The organism is Pseudomonas sp. REST10 (genome assembly GCF_029542605.1).
GTDB classification, from domain to species: domain Bacteria; phylum Pseudomonadota; class Gammaproteobacteria; order Pseudomonadales; family Pseudomonadaceae; genus Aquipseudomonas; species Aquipseudomonas khazarica.
In genome coordinates, this window is record NZ_CP035677.1 from 4,366,120 (window position 1) to 4,383,404 (window position 17,285).

The 17,285-nt window shown below is 68.7% G+C and carries 12 protein-coding genes; 5 read left to right on the top strand and 7 right to left on the bottom strand.

Features of this window, described 5'->3' with window-relative positions; all coding sequences use genetic code 11:
* Positions 1-5: 5 nt before the first annotated feature.
* The 3 genes from tolQ to EWH21_RS20595 all read right to left on the bottom strand — a co-directional run bounded on the left by tolQ (position 6) and on the right by EWH21_RS20595 (position 5,327).
* Positions 6-722: a protein TolQ gene (gene tolQ, locus EWH21_RS20585; RefSeq protein ID WP_037051699.1), complete on the bottom strand. Its 717-nt coding sequence runs from the start codon at positions 720-722 to the stop codon at positions 6-8.
* An 88-nt stretch (positions 723-810) separates the two neighbouring features.
* Entirely contained in the window at positions 811-2,721 is a 1,911-nt protein-coding gene (locus EWH21_RS20590) for a phytase (RefSeq protein WP_277699207.1), read from the bottom strand.
* Positions 2,722-2,852: 131 nt separating this feature from the next.
* Positions 2,853-5,327, bottom strand: a complete 2,475-nt coding sequence (locus tag EWH21_RS20595) for a TonB-dependent receptor (RefSeq protein ID WP_277699208.1) — start codon at positions 5,325-5,327, stop codon at positions 2,853-2,855.
* A gap of 388 nt (positions 5,328-5,715) precedes the next feature.
* Here EWH21_RS20595 and EWH21_RS20600 point away from each other — a divergent pair, with 388 nt between their 5' ends.
* From EWH21_RS20600 to EWH21_RS20610, 3 genes are all read left to right on the top strand, one after another.
* Positions 5,716-7,116 carry a metallophosphoesterase family protein gene (locus EWH21_RS20600; protein ID WP_277699209.1) on the top strand — a complete coding sequence of 467 codons (1,401 nt, stop codon included), beginning with the start codon at positions 5,716-5,718 and terminating at the stop codon, positions 7,114-7,116.
* 68 nt (positions 7,117-7,184) lie between these two features.
* Positions 7,185-8,099: a GGDEF domain-containing protein gene (locus EWH21_RS20605; RefSeq protein ID WP_277699210.1), complete on the top strand. Its 915-nt coding sequence runs from the start codon at positions 7,185-7,187 to the stop codon at positions 8,097-8,099.
* A gap of 5 nt (positions 8,100-8,104) precedes the next feature.
* Positions 8,105-9,124, top strand: coding sequence for an AraC family transcriptional regulator ligand-binding domain-containing protein (locus EWH21_RS20610; protein ID WP_277700638.1), 1,020 nt, complete (start codon positions 8,105-8,107; stop codon positions 9,122-9,124).
* Between the two features lie 22 nt (positions 9,125-9,146).
* Here the strand turns inward: EWH21_RS20610 and dsbG are convergent, their stop codons facing one another.
* From dsbG to dsbD, 3 genes are read right to left on the bottom strand one after another with little or no spacing between them, the layout of a single operon-like run.
* The gene (dsbG, locus tag EWH21_RS20615) at positions 9,147-9,914 is read right to left on the bottom strand and encodes a thiol:disulfide interchange protein DsbG (RefSeq protein WP_172979182.1); all 768 of its coding nucleotides are present in this window, start codon (positions 9,912-9,914) and stop codon (positions 9,147-9,149) included.
* Positions 9,911-10,720 carry a TlpA disulfide reductase family protein gene (locus EWH21_RS20620; protein WP_277699211.1) on the bottom strand — a complete coding sequence of 270 codons (810 nt, stop codon included), beginning with the start codon at positions 10,718-10,720 and terminating at the stop codon, positions 9,911-9,913. The genes dsbG and EWH21_RS20620 overlap by 4 nt, the downstream gene beginning before the upstream one ends.
* Positions 10,720-12,450 carry a protein-disulfide reductase DsbD gene (gene dsbD / locus EWH21_RS20625; RefSeq protein ID WP_277699212.1) on the bottom strand — a complete coding sequence of 577 codons (1,731 nt, stop codon included), beginning with the start codon at positions 12,448-12,450 and terminating at the stop codon, positions 10,720-10,722. The genes EWH21_RS20620 and dsbD overlap by 1 nt, the downstream gene beginning before the upstream one ends.
* 144 nt (positions 12,451-12,594) lie before the next feature.
* Between dsbD and EWH21_RS20630 the strand changes: the two genes are divergently transcribed.
* Positions 12,595-13,275 (top strand): response regulator transcription factor, encoded by a 681-nt coding sequence (locus EWH21_RS20630; RefSeq protein ID WP_047592179.1) that lies wholly within the window; start codon positions 12,595-12,597, stop codon positions 13,273-13,275.
* Positions 13,272-14,606 carry an ATP-binding protein gene (locus EWH21_RS20635; RefSeq protein ID WP_277699213.1) on the top strand — a complete coding sequence of 445 codons (1,335 nt, stop codon included), beginning with the start codon at positions 13,272-13,274 and terminating at the stop codon, positions 14,604-14,606. Before EWH21_RS20630 ends, EWH21_RS20635 begins: the two co-directional genes overlap by 4 nt.
* 11 nt (positions 14,607-14,617) lie before the next feature.
* On the opposite strand, the gene hrpB is transcribed toward EWH21_RS20635, so the two are convergent.
* Positions 14,618-17,152 (bottom strand): ATP-dependent helicase HrpB, encoded by a 2,535-nt coding sequence (gene hrpB / locus EWH21_RS20640; RefSeq protein WP_277699214.1) that lies wholly within the window; start codon positions 17,150-17,152, stop codon positions 14,618-14,620.
* Positions 17,153-17,285 lie beyond the last annotated feature (133 nt).

Genomic DNA, 17,285 nt, shown 5'->3' on the forward strand with positions numbered 1-17,285 from the left:
CCTCCTCAAGCGGCAGCGGCCATGCCCGCACCAACGCCATTGAGGCGACGGTGCAGACGGCCCTGCAGCTCGTTGGCGAAGGCGTAGTAACGCGCGATCAGGGTCTGGCTGCGCGCCGAGAAGCGGTTGTAGGCCATCACCGCCGGAATCGCCGCAAACAGGCCGATGGCCGTGGCGATCAGCGCTTCGGCAATGCCCGGCGCCACCGTCGACAGCGTGGCCTGCTGCACCTGGGACAGGCCGAGGAAGGAATTCATGATCCCCCACACGGTGCCGAACAGACCGATGTAGGGGCTCACCGACCCCACCGTGGCGAGGAACGGCAGGCCCTTCTCCAGGCGTTCCTCCTGCTCGGCAATCGCCACCGCCAGGCTGCGCTCGACGCCATCGAGCACGGTCTCCGTGCTGTTGCCGGCATGCGCCTGCAACTGGCTGAAGCTCTGATAACCCGCCAGGAAGATACGCTGCAGGGCGGCATCGGCGGGCAGCTCCTGCTGCACGCCTGCGCGGTACAGGGCGCCTGTTTCATCGCTGCGAAAGCGCTTGAGGAAGTCTTTCGCCAGCGCCTCGGTGCGGCGCAGCACACCGCCACGCTGGACGATCAGGTACCAGCTGATCAGCGAGGCCAGCACCAGGCAGAGCATCACCGCCTGCACGACGAGACTGGCCTCGCTGACCAGCCCCCAGACGGTCATGTGTTCGAGATGGGCTTGGTTTTGCATCATGCTTTCCTTCAATGGCTCGAGCCCCATGGCTCACATTTCAAGACACTGGCGTTACACCGGGATGACAGGCGTGACGCCAGCCGTCTCATTCCAGGCCCAGCGCGGCGGCGATCGCCGTCCAGGGCACGTACTTGTAGTTCTGGTTACCCTCGGGCATGCGCTTGCGGCCGTCCTGCACCACCAGCAGACCAGCGCTCCAGGGGCCGCCGAGGTTGGCTGAAGTCACCTCCAGGCCATCGGTCTCCGAAGCCCCGTCGATGCCGCGTTCGGCGTTCAGGCCGATGCGCAGGCTGCCGCGCAGCCTGTAGGGCGCCTGCGCCTCGACCACCACATAGCTGTCGTTGCCCTGGCTGGAGATCAGCAGGTAGTCACGCTGCCGCCCCTGATAGAGGGCCAAGCCCTCGATGTCGTCTTCGAGCGGGCCGCCCACGGCGATGACCTGCTCCAGCTCGGCCGGGGCGTCGGCACGGGCATCGAGCGTCCACACCGCCACGTCCTCCTCGCCGATGTACAGGCGCTCGTTGCGGTCGTCCGCCACGCAGCCTTCCGGCTGGGTCGCGGTGCGGAAACGGCGCACCAGTTGGCCGCTGGCCTTGCCGCCGGCACCGCTCAGGCGGTACTGCAGGAAGCTGCCGTCCTTGTCGTTGACGATGGCGTGAATGGTCTCCTGGCGATCCTTGAACAGACACAGGCCATAGATCTCCCGCAGTGGCGTGGGGATCTGGCCAATCTCGCCGAGTTCACCGCTGGCGGGGTCGATGGCGAACAGCTGCAGGCTGTTGTGATCGCGGTTGCTGGCCACCGCCAGGTCGACCCGGCGCGCGCCAAGCTGGAAGCCGTTGCGCACGTCGACGTTGTTCAGCCGGCCGACGCGCAGGTCCTGCAGTTGCCTGCCGGCCAGGTCATAGACCAGCAGACCGCCCTGCTTGTCGGTGCCCAGCACACGGCTGCGCTCGGGCTGTGCGTGATTGACCCAGATCGCCGGGTCGTCCGCCGCATCGCCCAGGCTCGGCGCGACCTCGCTCTGCACCAGGGGGGTGACCACCGGCACCGCCGGTGGCGCTTCAGCGCTCTCGGGCTGCCAGTTCAGCGCGGCGCGACGGGCGCCATCGTCGGCCACCAGCAGCAGCTCGAGCCCCTGCGCCGTGCGCCGGGCACTGACCTGCTCCGGCTCGTCCAGCCCGGCCAGGTTCAGTACAGCGGCACGCTGCCACTGTGCGGCGTGGCGCTGGAACAGATGCAGGTTGGCGGCGGCCGGATCCAGCAGCAGCAGGGCATCGGGCAGCACCGCCATGCCGCCGGCGTCCTGCAGCTCGCCGAAGGGCGCGACCAGCTCCACCGGCTCACGCAGCAGCGGCGCCTCGGCAGCGGCGGCGTAGCGCCATAGGCCCACGCCTTCCTCGTTGACGTAGAGACTGGCGGAGCTGTCATCGACCTGACAGAAGCTGCTCTGCGGCGGCAGGCTCAGCGCCCGCACCCGCTGTGCCTGCGCCAGCGGCCGGCCGTGCTCGGCCACCAGCCACTGTTCGCCGATGCCCTCCTCGCCGACCAGGAAGAGGAAGTCGTTGCGCGCTTCATCGCGATACAGGCACAGCCCTTCGATGGCGAAGCGGGTCTTCGGCAGGTAGTGCGGCGCGCTCCACTGCTGCGTTTCGTCGAGGCGCACCAGCAGGGCCTGCTGACGCCGCTTGTCGAGCGTGGCGACCAGCACGCCACGCTCGTCGGCACGCTGGTCGAGGGTAGCGAAACGCCCCGCCAGTTCGCTCAGCACCTGGCCATCGGCATCGACGACCTGCAGGCTGCGGGCGCCGACCTGCAGGCGCTCGGCCCCCGGCAGAAAGGGCAGCGGCGCCAGCCACTGGGTGTTTTCGCTGGCGATCAGCGCGTCGCTGAGCACGACGTTAGGCGCGGCCGAGACGGCCTCTTGCGGCTCATGGCTCTGGCACGCGGCCAGGGTGATGCAGAGCCCCAGCAGGGACAGGTTGGAAAAACGCATGAAGAGTTCCTGGTAACGGTGGCCCGGCCCGCTGCCGCCGAGTGGCGACGGGCCAGGCCATTGAAGATGTCGGTGTGGCGAGCGCCTTCCGGTGGACGAGAACGCGTTGTCCACCCTGAAACACGCAGCGCTCAGAAATGGGTCAGGGTCAGGCCGATCTTGTAGGTCGGGCCGTACTCCTCGTACTGGGCGTTGTAGCGGCGGCTGCCGGTGTAGACGTAGTAGGACTCGTCGGTGATGTTCTGCGCCTCGAGCGTCAGCTGCAGTTCGGGGGTGATGAAGTAGCCGGCCTTGATGTCGACGAACACCTGATCGTCGACGTACAGGTCATGGCGCTTGTCCTCCACCGCACCGATCTCGTACAGGTAGCTGGACTTGTAGTTGGCGGCCAGGCGCAGGTTGAAGCGCTCGTCCTCCCAGCCGAGCATGAAGTTGCCGACGGTGTCGGACTGGTTGGGCAGGTCGATGGAGCGCTTGGTGCCCTGGCCTTCGATGCTCGCGTCGGACTGGCTGAGGGTCAGGTTGGCGCCCAGCAGCAGGCCGTTCCACGGCGCCGGCAGCCAGTCGAACTTCTGCGAGTAGGCCAGTTCGACGCCATACAGCTTGGCGCTGCTGCCGTTGTCGAAGGTCAGCGCCTCGTCGAAGCCGATCCACTCGCCGCTGCCGGCCAGGTCGGTGTTGTAGATGAAGTTGTCGATGTCCTTGTAGAACAGGAAGCCCGAGACCACACCGGCACGGCCCATGTAATGCTCGATGCCGAGGTCGAGGTTCATCGACTCCAGCGGCTTGAGATCGGGATTGCCGAAGGAGGCGTCCGCGCCGTCGATGGCGAAGCCCGGCGCCAGCTGGCCGAAGGTCGGGCGCACCACGCTGTTGGTCCAGGCGGCGCGGATCGCGGTGGACGGCGACAGCTGGTAGCGCGCATGCAGGCCCGGCAGCCAGTGGTCGTAGCGGTTGCGGCTCTGGCTGTCCTCGTACACGCCATCGCGCAGGCCGGTGCCCTTGGCCTCGAACTCGGTGCCCTCGTAGCGCAGGCCGGCGATGAAGCGCCAGTCGTCCACATCCAGGGTGTTCATCAGGTAGGCCGCGTTGATGTCCTCGCGCATGTCGAAGTCGTTGATGCGCGAGTTCTCCTCGTCGTAGAACTGGCTGCGATCCAGCCCGCCGATCAGGTTCTTGATGGCGCCGGCGCTGATGCCGTCGCCGAAGCGGCCCAGCGAGTAGTCGACGCTGCCGCTCTGCAAGCCGTCGAGCCCGACGCCGGTGAAATCGTCGTAGACCCAGACCTCGGTATCGCTGGTCTTGTCGCGTCGGCTGAGCTTGCCGCCGAACTTCACCTGCGCGGCGTTGCCGGCCAGGTCGTAGTCACGGGCCAGGTCGAGGCGGATGTTCTTTTCCTTGTCCTTGCCGCTGACCTTCTCCCACTCCACCTCGTCGAGTTCGAAAGCGGTCGGATCGTAGAACGCGCCGCCGGCAACGAGGTGCGGCTTGCGCGTGCCATCGAAACCGATGCCGGTGAAGTCGCCGACGAACTTGGCGCCGGCGATGCCGCCCGGGTCCTTCTCGGTGGACTGGCTGTAGCCGGCCTGGCCGCTGATGGTCCACAGGTCGATCATGCGCTCGCCGCCGAACACGTAGGACTGGATTTCCTGGGTGTCTTCACGCGACTTCAGCTCGCGCCAGCCTTCGCCATCGCCGCGCTCACCGGACAGCTGCGCATCGTCGAACTCGATGCCGGCGGCATTGCGCGTCTCGGTGTCCTTGAACTTGCTGTACAGGGTGCGCAGGTAATAGTTGGAATAGTCGTCCGGCTGATAGTCGAAGTTCAGGCCGAAGCCGGTGCGCTCACGGGTGATCTGGTAGTCACGCTGCTCGACCTCCTCCAGCCGCGCACCATCGTCGAAATCCCAGGCGCCGCCGGTCTCCACGTTCTCCGAGCCGAACTTGCGCTTCTGCCAGCTGAATGCCGCGGCCACGCCAAAGTTGTCGGTGCCCTCACCCAGGCTGAAACGATCGCTGATGGCGCCGGAGAACTTGGGGCTGGTCTTGTCCACGTTGGTGTCGTGGCTGGCCTCGCCGGAGAGGGTGTAGAACAGGCCGTCATGGTCGAAGGCCGAGAGGCTCTCCACCTCGATGGTGCCGCCCAGGGAGTTGGCGTCCATGTCCGGCGTCAGGCTCTTGACCACCGACAGCGACTGCACCAGCTCCGCCGGCAACACGTCCAGCGCCACCGCACGGCGGTCGCCCTCCGGGGCCGGCACCAGGGTGCCGTTGATGGTCACGCTGTTGAGGTCCGGGGCGATGCCGCGCACGCTGACGAAACGCCCCTCGCCCTGGTCGCGCTCCACCGACAGCCCCGGAATGCGTTGCAGGGCCTCGGCCGCGTTGTCGTCGGGCAACTGGCCGACGCCGTCAGCATGCACCACGCTCTTGATGCTGTCGGCGCTCTTCTGTTCCTGCAGCGCCTTGTCGATGCTCGCCGCCTGGCCGATCACCTCGACGCGCTCGACCGCCTCCTCGGCCCAGACCGGTGCGGCGCTGATGGCGATGGCCAGCAGGCTGACGTTGAATCCCGCTGTGCGGATATGACGAAATGGCTTTGCCACCTTGAATCCCTCGTTTCAATGGCCCCTGGCGACACCAGGCGATGGCAGCGAAAGCTAGGAATGCTTTGTGGCACTTGCGTGACAGCCCCTGCCGGAGCAGGCCCTGAAAGCCTGTTTCGTGGCGGTTTCACCGGGGTTCTGAGCTGAAATGACCCGGCCATGCCGCGTTGACCGAGGCTCTGCGCGGGAATCGGAGCGGCCAGCGCCGGGTGGACAGCGGCACCACTGCGCCCACGAACCCGCACCGGCTTAATCCAGGCTGAAAAAATCGCCCTGCACGGCACCTTTCACCTGAGCCGAATCGACCCCCGGCGCGGTAACCGAACCGTCATGCGCCTTTGTTTCCTTGGCGCCGAACGCACTTCCGGATCAGCCAAGGAAACCGCACATGCATCGCCCCCTGCTGCTGGCCACGCTGCTGGCCACTGCCCTGAGCAGCCCCCTGACCCACGCCGAGCCGCCGCTGCCACGCTCGCCAGGCCAACCCTATGCCGCCGGCAACCTGGCGGACCGCATCGTGCTGACGCCCGGCGCCGACGCGGCCACGCAGATGGCCGTGAGCTTTCGTACCGACCTGCGCCAGGACAGAGCCGTGCTCGAGTTCGGTCCGGCCCTGGCCGGCCCGCAGGTGGTGGCCAAGGCCCGCCAGCTCAGTGGCAGCAGTCGCCGCCTGGACGCCGAGAACGGCCCGTCCCTCTACCATCAGGTACGTCTGGACGGCCTGAGCCCGGATACCGCCTATGCCTACCGGGTGCAAGGCAGCGCGGGCTGGAGCGAGTGGCATCAGTTCCGCACCGCCAGCCGCACCTTCGCTCCCTTCAGCTTCATCTACCTGGGCGATACCCAGAACGGCATCCTCGAGGTCGCCTCGCGCAGCATTCGCCAGGCCCTGCGCAGCGTCGCCCGCCCGGCGCTGGTGGTGCATGCCGGTGACCTGGTGGCCTCGCGCGACGATCTCGCCCATGACGACGAATGGGGCGAGTGGAACCAGGCGGGTAGTTGGGCCTACGCCGCCATCCCACAACTGGTCGCCGTCGGCAATCACGAATACCTCGACGACCTGCTGCCCGACGGCAGCGAGAGTCGCACGCTCGGCGCGCACTTCCCTGCCCAGTTCGCCCTGCCACGCAACGGCGCCGAGGGCGTGACCGAGACCAGCTACGTCAGCGACTACCAGGGCGTACGCTTCGTGGTGCTGGACGGCACCTCGGCACTCGACCTCGGCACCCTGGAGGCCCAGACCCGCTGGTTGGAGAACGCACTGCAGAGCAGCCAGGCGCGCTGGAACATCGTGGTCATGCACCAACCGATCTACACCTGCGCCCGCCCCGAGGACAGCGAACCACTCAAGGCCGCCTGGCAGCCCCTGTTCGAACGCCATGGCGTCGATCTGGTGCTGCAGGGCCACGACCACTGCTACAGCCGCCTGACCCATGTCGCCGGCCGCGCCGCCACGCGCCAGGCCCTGCGCAACCAGCAGGCCATCGGCCCGGTGTACATGGTCTCGGTGACCGGCTCGAAGATGTACGGCCTCAACGATCGCGCCCACAGCCAGCCGGACCGCAGCGCCGAGGACACCCAGCTGTACCAGACCATCAGCGTGGCGCAGAACCGCCTCAGCGTCAGGGCCTACAGCGCCGACGACCGGCTCTACGACGCCTTCGACATCCAGCGCGACGCCAGCGGCCACAAGACCCTGCACGAGCCCGACCTGGCTACCCCGACCGAGCGCTACTGCACCCGGAACGCCGGCCCGGACGGCCTGCCCTGCAGCGCGAGGGACAAATGACTGTCATCGAAATGAGACCTGCCTCCGGCATGCTCGGCCACGGACGGACATTGCCGGGAGAATCAACCATGAAAGCACTGCTGAAACTGCATGGCCTGACCCTGGCCGGCCTGCTGCTGGCGGCCAACGCCGGGCTGCTGCTCTACCTCGGTGCGGGCGAGATCAAGTCCTGGGCCGAGATCAACTGGATGGACGTGGCAGGCGAAGGCGGCACCTGCCTGATCCTCTGCGGCTGGCTGATCATGCTGCTGAGTGGCCGCCCGGCCGGCTGGGTCACCCGCCTGCTGTCGCTGGGCCTGTGCTGCATCGCCTTCTCGATGTGGATGGACAGCCTCGACGAGTTCATCCGCCTGCCGCAGGAGACGGTCTGGGACAACTGGCTGGAGACCGCGCCGATGCCGCTCGGCATGCTGCTGCTGACGCTCGGCATGTACCACCTGCAGCAGGAACAGCGCGCCATCAGCGCGCAGATGCGCAAGCGCGAACACCTGCAGCGCGACCATCGCCTGTTCGACAAGCTCACCCCGCTGTCCGGCGCCCAGTACCTGCGCCAGCATCTGCAGCAGGCGCTGCAACAGGCGCGCGCGGAGCATCAGCCGCTGTCGCTGGTGGCCATCGACCTCGACGACTTCAGCCTGCTCAACCAGCGCTACGGCCAGGCCGAAGGCGACCAGGTGCTGCAGGTGGTGGCCCAGTTGCTGCTGTTCAACCTGCGCCAGCAGGACATGCTCTGCCGCCTGGCCGGCGACCGTTTCGTCGCCGTGCTGCCGAACACCGGCGAACAGCAGGCACTGAGCATCGCCGCCGAGCTGCGCCAGAGCATCGCCAGCCTCGCCCATCGCAGCCAGCACCATGGCGAACGCCTGCAACTGCGGGCCACCGTGGCCGCGGTCATGGCCCTCGACGATGACGAGGAGCAGCTGCTCAAGCGCCTCAACCTGACGCTGGCGCGGGCCAAGCCGCGTCTGGCACACAGTGCGTGAGCGCCATGGGCTACGAGTGCGACAGTCGCTTCATCGCCGCTCATGACCTGCCCGCCGTGCTGATCGACCTGGCACGTTCACGGGGCATCGATAGCCATCACCTGCTGCGGGGCTGCGAGCTGTTCTACGAGGACATCGTCACCGGCCGGGCACGGGTCAGCCCCGCGCAGTTCCTGCGCCTGATCGCCAACGCCAGGCGCCTGCTGGACGCGCCGGACAGCAGCTTCCTGTTCGGCCAGCGCCTGTGGCCCGGCCACTATGGCGCCGCCAGCCAGTTGCTGGAGCAGGCCGACAACCTGCTGCAGGCGCTGCAGGACCTCGGCCGCTACCGTGCCCTGCTCTCGCCCCTGCTGACGCCGGTGCTGCACCTCGACGAGCAGTACCTGCACCTGTACTGGCGCGACAGCTGCGGCGCCGCCGAGCAGCTGCCCTTTCTGCTGGAGGCGAGCATGACCGCGGTGGTCGCCCTGGCCCGCCGCCAGCAACACGAACGCCTGCCCTGGCGCCTGCAGTTCGCCTACGCCGAACCACGCCATGTCGAGCAGTACTGGGTGCATCTCAGCGACGAGCTGAGCTTCGATCGCCCATCGACGGTGATGAGCCTGCCCCGCGAATACCTGCTGCGCCCCTGGCCGCACGCCGGTGCCACCGGCGCGCACATCGCCCGCCAGCAGTGCGACCAGCAGCTCGCGCAATGGGGCTGGCAGGGCAGCCTGCTCGACGAGTTGCACACCCACCTCAGCGCCCATATCCACCAGCCGCTGAGCCTGGAGCGAGTGGCCGAGGCCTTCGCCACCAGCCCGGCGACCCTCAAGCGCAAGCTGAGCAAGCACGGCAGTCATTTCCAGGAACGGCTCGACCGGGCCCGCTGCGAACTGGCGCTGTACCTCTACCAGGTCAAGGGCTGCAGCAACGACGAGGTGGCGCAGCGCCTGGGCTTCAACGACATCACCAACTTCCGCCGCTCGTTCAAGCGCTGGACCGGCCGCGTGCCGAGCGAGCTGGGTGGCCTGCTGTGCCGTTGACAGCGGCCACTGCCCGCATGCCTCAGGGTTTCGCCGAGCCCATGATGGCTTCCAGGCTGTCCGGGCGTGGTGCCCCCTTGTGCTGCTGCAGGCGGCCCCGCTCGTCGAGGTAGTAGATGGCCGGCGTCGCCTCGCCGCCCATCTCGCCCATCAGCGCCAGGTTGGCGTCGAGCTGGGCCGCGATCGTGCCGGGAATCTTCGCCACTGCCTGCAGCTTGCTCTCGCGCCCGGCCGCCTCATGCTCGCCGAGCGCCTGACGCGGATCCTGCGCCGCGAGCAGCGCTGCGGCCTTGCCCGGACTGTCGGCACGCAGCATGCCGACCATGACATGGCGCAACTGCACCCGCCCGGCCTCGACCCAGGGCCGCGCCTGGCGCCAGAACAGGTTGCAGTACGGGCAGTTGGGGTCGGAGAAAACGTAGACCACCCGGCTGGCCTTGTCGTCGCCATCGGCGATCCAGGTGCTGCTCTGCAAGCGCTGCCACATTTCCTCGCCCAGCGGCTTGTAGACCAGGCGCTCCAGCGGCTCCGCCGTCAGGTCTGCGCCCTTGGCATCGAGCAGCGTGCCGATCAGCACGTGCTCGCCATCCGGCGTCAGGTACAGCGCCAGCCCCTGGCCGTTGTAGCGGGCGGCATAACCCTGCAGCCCGCCGGGGGCCTCGAAGGTGCCGACCACCTTGGCCCCACGGCCTTCGACAGCCTTGATCGCGGCAGGCAGCTCGGCGGCCTGCGCCAACGGCGCCAGCAGCGTGGCGAGCAGAACTAGAGACTTGATTGGTTGCATGATCATTCGTCCGTTTTCAGGGTTTCCAGTGCCCGCGCCAGGCTGGCGCTGGACAGTTCGCCGAGATGGCTGCCGACCTGGCGGCCCTCGGCGTCGTAGAACAGGGTGGTGGGCAACGCTCGCGAACCGACCAGTTGCCCCAGGCGCCCACTGCTGTCGAGCAGCACGTTGTCCAGTTGCAGCGTCTGGCTGGCGAGAAAGGTGCGGACCTCACCAGCACCCTCGCCCTGGTTGGCGAACATGAAGGTCACCTGCGGATACAGGCGCTGCGCTTCGGCCAGCACCGGCATCTCGCGGCGGCAGGGCGGGCACCAGGTGGCCCAGAGATTGATCACCATTGGCTGCCCCAGATGCTCGCGCAGCATCACCGAGCGGCCCTGGACATCGCGCAGAGCCAGGTCCGGCAGACGGGTGCCGCGCTCCAGGGTATGCAGCACCAGGCTGCCCATGCCCCACACCAGCAGCCCGGTGGCCATGCCGGCGCCCAGCGCGGTGCGCAGCTCGGGCCGGCGCCACAGGTACCAGCCCCCGAGCAGGGCGGCGGCCAGCAGACCGCCCCAGGCGATGAAGCCGCCGTCGCGGATATCGATCACCCGCCAGGGCGCATCCCGGTAGTGCCCGGCATACAGGGCGACGAACGCCAGGCGTGCGCCCAGCAGGGCCGCCAGCAACAAACGGAAGATCAGCGCCTCCGGGTTGACCTGGCGCTTGCGCCCCAGCCACCAGCCGACCAGCGTGGCCAGCAGCAGGCTGACCAGCAGCAACACATGGCCGACGCCGAGCGCCAGCGGTCCTAGATCCATCGTCAACATCAGCCACGCTCCATCGCACTGTCCCATACCTGGATGAACTGCCGGGCATCGACCTCGCCGGTGATGCGCTGCTGGCGTCGCTCCGCGCCGTCCGGGTCGATCAGCAGCAGCGTCGGCGGCCCCAGCACGCGATAGCGGCCGAGCAGCTGATTGCTCGCGGCGCCCGGCGCGGTGACGTCCAGCCGCAGTTTACGCGCCTGCGCCAGGCGCGCCTGAACCTCGGCATTGCCGAAGACCTCGCGCTCCATGACCTTGCACGACACGCACCAGTCGGCGTAGTAGTCCACCAGCACCCACTGCCCACTGGCCTTCGCCGCCTCCAGTTCGCGCTGCAGATGCTCGGGCTCGCGCACATCGACGAAACCCGCGCTGCGCGCCTCGGTCTGCGGCGCCGCCACGGCGCTGAACACCCCCAGCGGCCGCATCGGGTCATGCCCACCGCCCGCCGCCCCGAGCACCATCGCCACGCCCCACAGGCCCAGCAGCGCGGCGCCGGCGTGGGCCAGCGCACGCTGCCGCTGCAGCTGCCCTGCCAGGTGCAACAGGCTGCTGGCCGCCAGCACCAGCCAGGCACCACTCAGCGCCAGCCAGGTGGATTCGCCCAGCAGCGGTTGCAGCAGGTACAGCGCGGTGCCCAGGAAAAGAAACCCGAACACCGCCTTGACCCGCTCCATCCACGGCCCGGGACGGGGCAGGAAACGCTGGCCGAGCGTCACCAGCAACACCAGCGGCGTACCGATACCCAGGCCGAGGGCGAACAGCACCAGGCCGCCCTGCAACAGATCGCCGCTCTGCCCGATGAACAGAAGCGCAGCCGCCAGTGGCGCGGTCATGCAAGGCCCGACCAGCAGCCCGGAAAGCACCCCGAGCAACCCGGCGCCAAACAGGCTGCCGCCCTCGCGCCCACGCCCGGCCCGCTCCAGGCGGTCACGTAGCGCGGCAGGCAGCTGCAGCTCGAAGAAGCCGAACATCGGCAACGCCAGCACCACGAACAGCGCCGCGAACGAGGCGATCAGCCAGGGCTGTTGCAACAGGCTCTGCAGGTTCGCCCCGAGCAGCGCGGCGACGACGCCAAGCAGGGCGTAGACCAGCGCCATGCTCAGCGCATAGCTGCCTGCCAGGGCGAAAGCACGCGCCGGCGAAGCCCGGCTGCCCACCACGATGCCGGCCAGAATCGGCAGCATCGGCAACGAACAGGGGGTGAACGCCAGCAACAGGCCGAGGCCGAAGAACACCGCCATGCTCAGCCACAGCGCCTGCTGCTGCAGGCCGTCGAGCAGGGCCAGGTCGTCGGCCTGGGCGACGTTGATGGCGCCGCCACCGCCAAGGTCGAGGGTGCGGCTCTGCGGCGGGTAGCACAGGCCGGCATCGGCACAGCCCTGCCACTGCACCTCGATACGCCCACGGGCCTCGGCCGGCAGGCTCAGTTGCAGGCGGTCACGGTAGATCTGCGAGGCGCCGAAGTACTCGTCCTCATGCGCCAGCCCCGTGGGCAGTTCAGGGGCATGCGCGTCCGCCAGACCGATGAACTTCAGGCGCTGCCGATACAGGTAATAGCCCGGCGCGATGTCCCAGCTCAGTGTCGTCGCGTCCCCGTCCTGCTGCTGCACATCGAACACGAACGCCTGATCGACAGGCAGGAATTCCTCGTCCGCGCGCGGGCCGTCGAACGGCAGTGCGGCGAACACGGAGGCACAGAACAGGCTCAGCAGGAGGATGACGACACGCATGCGGGCACCTTGAAATCCAGGATGCGTCGAGCATGCCAGAGGGCAATTAACAGGCGATTAACAGTGCCCGGGGCAGCGCCGATAATCCTGTCTTAATCGGGATGAGCGATACTGTCGACTCGCCCTTCTTGTGCCCTTTCGAACATGCACGTGCTCCTCACCGAAGACAACTCGCTGATCGCCAGTGGCCTGATCGCAGGCCTGCAGGCACAGGGCTTCACCGTCGCCCACACGGCCAGCGCGGCGGCGACGCAAAGCCTGTTGCAGCACAGTCACTTCGACCTGCTGATCCTCGATCTCGGCCTGCCCGACGAAGACGGCCTGAACCTGCTGCGCCGCCTGCGCCGTGACGGCCTGGCCCTGCCGGTGCTGGTCCTCACCGCGCGCGACGCCGTGGCCGAGCGTGTCGCCGGCCTGCAGGCGGGTGCCGACGACTACCTGACCAAGCCCTTCGACCTGCGCGAGCTGGCCGCACGCCTGCATGCCCTGCTGCGCCGCGCAGCCGGCAGGACCACGCACCTGATCGAGCATGGCCCGCTGCAGTACGACCCGACCCGCTGCACCGTCAGCCTCGCCGGCGTCCCCGTCGACCTGTCGCGGCGCGAGCAGGCGCTGTTGCAGGCGCTGCTGCAGAATCCGGGGCGGATTCTCAGCAGCGAGCACCTCAAGGACTCGGTGTACGGCCTGGACGATGACGTCGAGAGCAATGCCCTCAACGTGCACATCCATCACCTGCGCCGCAAGCTCGGCAACGGCATCGTCGAGACCGTGCGCGGCCTGGGCTACCGGCTCGGCACCGCCGGCCACGAGGAACAGCCCCGATGAGCCTGCGCCTGCGTCTGACCCTCGGCCTCGGTGCCGCCTTCGTGCTGCTCTGGTCACTGGCCGCCACCTGGATGCTCTACGACCTGCGCAGCCAGTTGCTGCAGTCGCTCGACGAACGCCTGGCCGCCTCGGCCCGCATGGTCGCCGGCCTGCTGGTGCAGTTGCCGCAGGCGCGCACCAGCCAGGACGGCAGCACCCGCCTGAGCGCAGAGCAGCTGGGCATTCCCAACGGCCTGGCCTGCCAGATCAGCTCGCTGCGCGGCGAGGTGCTGGCACGCAGCCACTCGACGCCGGAGAACATGCTCGATGCCAGCCAGCAGGGCTTCCACGATCAGGTCATCGGTGACCAGCTGTGGCGCAGCTTCACCCTGATCCAGGATGACCTGCGCATCACCACCGCCGACCGCCTGGATGAACGGGCCACGCTGCAGCGCTCGATCCTGCTGGCCGCTGCGGTGCCGGTGGCGGTCGCCCTGCTCGGCAGCCTCGCCCTGCTCTGGGTCGGCCTGGGACGGGGCCTGGCGCCGCTGGAGCGAATCCGGGCGGCGCTCGCCGGACGCAGCGCCAACGCCAGCGAACCGCTGCCATTGACCGACCTGCCCGCCGAGCTGGCGCCGCTGGTGGAGGCACAGAACCAGCTGTTCCAGCGCATCGGCGCCACCCTGGAGCGCGAGCGGCGCCTGACCGACGATGCCGCCCACGAGCTGCGCAGCCCACTGACTGCGGTGAAAACCCACCTGCAGGTCGCGGCCATGACCGAGGGTGAACCGGCACGGATCGCCATCGCCATGGCCGAACAAGGCGCCGATCACCTGCAGCGCATACTCGAACAGCTACTGATGCTCGCGCGGGTCGAAGGCAACCTGCCCTTCGATGAAGGCCTGCCATGCCGCCCGCTGGAAATCGCGCAGCAGGCCATCGCCGATGCGACGCACAAGCCGGGCGCGGCCATAGAACTGAGTGTTGCCGACGACCTGTCCGAGCAGTGCCTGGCCATGCCCCCGGCCCTGGCCATCGCTGCCTTGCGCAACCTGCTGGAGAACGCCCGCCGGCACACGAGGCCAGGCACCCAGGTAGACCTGCACATCGCACGCGACGGCCAGGGTCGCGTGCGTTTCAGCATCCGCGACCAGGGCCCGGGCATCACCCCCGAGCGCCTGCAACGCGTCACCGAGCGCTTCTGGCGCAGCGCCGACAGCGACGGCAGCGGCCTGGGCCTGTCCATCGTCAAGGCCATCGCCGAACGCTGCGGCTGCAGCCTGCAGTTCATCGTCCACGCCGATGGCCTGGAGGTGTGCCTCGCGGCCCGGCTGCGCAACGAAGGCGGCTGAGCGGCGCGCCCCTACTTGCGTGGCTTGGCGCGCGCCGTGGGCTCGGCGATCAGCGGGTCGTCCGGCCAGTAGTGCTTCGGGTAGCGCCCCTTCAGGTCCTTCTTCACGTCCAGGTAGGTATAGGCCCAGAAGCTGGCCAGGTCCTGGGTCACCTGTACCGGCCGGCGCGCCGGCGACAGCAGGTGCAACTTGAGGCCCAGGCGACCGCCCGCGATGCGCGGCGTGGCCGCCAGGCCGAACAGCTCCTGCAGGCGCACCGCGAGTACCGGCGGGTTTTCCGTGTAGTCGATGGCGATGCGCGAACCGGACGGCACGCTCAGCGCGCGCGGTGCCAGCTCGTCGAGGCGTTGCGGCAGCGGCCAGGGCAGCAGCGTCTGCAGGATCGCCGGCAGGTCGAGGCCGGCGAAGTGGCTGAGTCGGTTGACCTTGCCCAGGAACGGCGTCAGCCACTGATCGAGACTGGCCAGCAACGCCGCATCGGCCAGGTCCGGCCATTCGCTCTGCCCCTGCGCCTGCAGGTCCAGCTCGCGCAGCAGCGCCACGCGCGCCTGCCATTGGCGCAGCTCGGGCGTCCAGGGCAGCAGCTCCAGGCCCTTGCGCCGCACCAGGCCAACCAGCGCCCGGCAGCGCGCCGACTCATCGAGCGAGGCCAGGGCCTGGCGCTCCAGCACCAGCTCGCCGACCTTGCGCTGGCGCTCGGCACGCAGCGCACCTTCGCGCTCGTCCCAGTCGAGCACCTCCTGTTCCTCGACCTGCTCGGCCAGCTCGCCAGCGAACAGCGCCGGGTCGAGATCGGCCGCCAGGTAGATGCGCTCCTCGCGCTGCCCCTGGCGGCTGCCGAGGTCGGCCACCACCAGCCATTCGTGCTTCATCAGGGCATCGGCCTCGCCGAACTGCGCGGCGCGGCCATTGGCCAGGCGGTAGTCGGCGCCACCGGCACGCCGCTGCTGGGCGATGCGATCGGGGTAAGCGAACGCCAGCAGGCAGCCAAGCCAGCGCGGCTGATCGGGGTCCCTCACCGCCTGCGTCACCGGCTTCCCCTTGAGCTGCCCGCGGAACTGCCGGGCCAGTTGCCGGGCGCGCTGCACGGCGCCCTGTGCGTTACGTGCGACGCGGCCTTCCCCGCCGAGCAGGGCCAGGCGGCTGTGCAGGTCGGTGCCGCCACCGCGCAGGATGTCGCGTTCCGCCAGCAGCGCCGCCAGGTCACAGGCCAATGCGCCCAGCCCCAAGGCCTGGCCACGCAGCAACAGATGGGCGATTCGCGGGTGGCTGGGCAACTCGGCCATGGCCTGCCCGTGGGCATTCAAGGCGCCGCGCGCATCCAGGGCGCCAAGCCGTCCCAGCAGATCGAGCGCCTGGGCATAGGTGGCCTGTGGTGGCATGTCGAGCCAGCTCAGCTCCTGTGGCGTCACGCCCCAGCGCAGCAGTTGCAGGGCCAGACCGGCGAGATCGGCCTGGAGGATTTCCGCCGTGGAATAGGCGCTGAGCTGTTCGTGCTGGCTCTGCGACCACAGCCGGTAGCACACGCCGGGCTGCAAGCGCCCTGCGCGCCCCGCACGCTGGGTGGCGGAGGCACGGGAAATGCGCTGGGTGTCGAGGCGGGTCATGCCGCTGGCGGGGTCGAAGCGTGGGACGCGCGCCAGACCGGCGTCCACCACCACGCGCACACCGTCGATGGTCAGGCTGGTTTCAGCGATGTTGGTGGCCAGCACCACCTTGCGCTTGCCGGCAGGCGCCGGGTCGATGGCCGCGCGCTGGGCGTCGAGGTCCAGCTCGCCATGCAGCGGGCAGAGCAGGATGTCGTCGCGCCCTGCCAGGACCTCGCCCAGTTGCTCGGCCACCCGGCGAATCTCCGCCTGCCCGGGAAGGAACACCAGCAGGCTACCGGGCTCGTCGGCCAGTGCCTGCTGAACGGTCTGCAACACCCGGGGTTCGATCCACTCGCCAGCCTGGAACGGCGCCCCCCAGCGGATATCCACCGGGAACATGCGGCCTTCGCTGCGCAGCACCGGGGCATCACCCAGCAGGCTGGCCAGGCGCTCGCCCTCCAGCGTGGCGGACATCAGCAGCACCTTGAGCGGCGCCTCGCCGGTGTCTTGCGCACGGAACATGGCGCGGCCGTTGAGCGTCAACGCCAGGGCCAGGTCGGCATCCAGGCTGCGTTCGTGGAACTCGTCGAAGATCACCAGGCCGACGCCTTCCAGCGCCGGGTCGTCCTGCAGACGCCGGGCGAGAATACCTTCGGTGACCACCTCGATACGGGTGTTCGGCCCCACCTTGCTGTCCAGGCGGATGCGATAGCCCACCGTCTCCCCGACGCGCTCGCCCAGCTCGCTGGCCAGACGCTCGGCAGCCGCCCGCGCGGCCAGGCGACGCGGTTCGAGCATGACGATGGTCTGCCCGGCCAACCAGGGAGCATCGAGCAGGGCCAGGGGTACGCGGGTGGTCTTGCCGGCGCCGGGCGGGGCCTCCAGCACCACTTCGTGGCGTTCGCTCAGGGCCGCGCGCAAGGCAGGTAACAGGACGTCGATAGGCAGGGTGTTCATCATATCTCCACAGCGAGCCGGCGATTATAGAGCAGCTCGGCATGGCGAACCGCCGGCGCCCTGACCGGTCTCATTGGCAACCGCGTGCACGTCGCGGTTTTGCAATGGCGAACTGCTATAGTTGCGCCACTTT